Source organism: Burkholderia sp. ABCPW 14 (genome assembly GCF_001523835.1).
In the GTDB taxonomy this organism is placed as follows: domain Bacteria; phylum Pseudomonadota; class Gammaproteobacteria; order Burkholderiales; family Burkholderiaceae; genus Burkholderia; species Burkholderia mayonis.
In genome coordinates this window covers 1-926 of sequence record NZ_LOVS01000210.1, presented here as the reverse complement: position 1 = coordinate 926, position 926 = coordinate 1, and the positions used below count along the sequence as shown (strand labels likewise).

Here is a 926-nt window from a genome sequence, read left to right as displayed (position 1 = left end):
CGGATGGGCCACCTCGACTGGCTCGAGGCCGAGTCGATCCACATCTTGCGCGAGCTCGTCGCCGAGTGCAGCAAGCCCGCGCTGCTGTTCTCGGGCGGCAAGGATTCGGTCGTCGTGCTGCATCTCGCGCTGAAGGCGTTCGGGCTCGGTGTGAACCGCAAGACGTCGCTGCCGTTCCCGCTCGTGCACATCGATACGGGCCACAACTACGACGAGGTGATCGACTTCCGCGATCGCCGCGCGGCGGAAATCGGCGCGGAACTCGTGGTCGGCCACGTCGAGGATTCGATCAGGCGCGGCACCGTCGTGCTGCGCCGCGAAACCGATTCGCGCAACGCCGCGCAGGCCGTCACGCTGCTCGAAACGATCGAGCAGCACGGCTATACCGCGATGATCGGCGGCGCGCGGCGCGACGAGGAAAAGGCGCGCGCGAAGGAGCGGATCTTCTCGTTTCGCGACGAATTCGGCCAGTGGGACCCGAAGGCGCAGCGCCCGGAACTGTGGAGCCTCTTCAACGCGCGCCTGCACCGCGGCGAGCACCTGCGCGTGTTCCCGATCTCGAACTGGACCGAGCTCGATGTGTGGCAGTACATCGCGCGCGAGAAGCTCGAGCTGCCGTCGATCTACTACGCGCACCGCCGCGAGATCGTGCGCCGCAACGGCCTGCTCGTCCCCGTCACGCCGCTCACGCCGATGCGCGAAGGCGAGACGAGCGAAGCGGCGCTCGTGCGCTTCCGCACGGTCGGCGACATCTCCTGCACGTGCCCGGTCGAGAGCGACGCGGACGACGTGGAGAAGATCATCGCGGAGACGGCGGTGACCGAGATCACCGAGCGCGGCGCGACGCGGATGGACGATCAGGCGTCCGAAGCCGCGATGGAGCAGCGCAAGAAGCAGGGCTATTTCTGACGCACGCGAGGACATCC

The 926-nt window shown here is 67.6% G+C and carries 1 protein-coding gene; it reads left to right on the top strand.

Annotated features, from left to right (window positions below):
- Positions 1-909: sulfate adenylyltransferase subunit CysD (gene cysD / locus WS62_RS31365; RefSeq protein ID WP_066579356.1), on the top strand; the 909-nt coding region annotated here is incomplete at its 5' end.
- Positions 910-926: the final 17 nt, after the last annotated feature.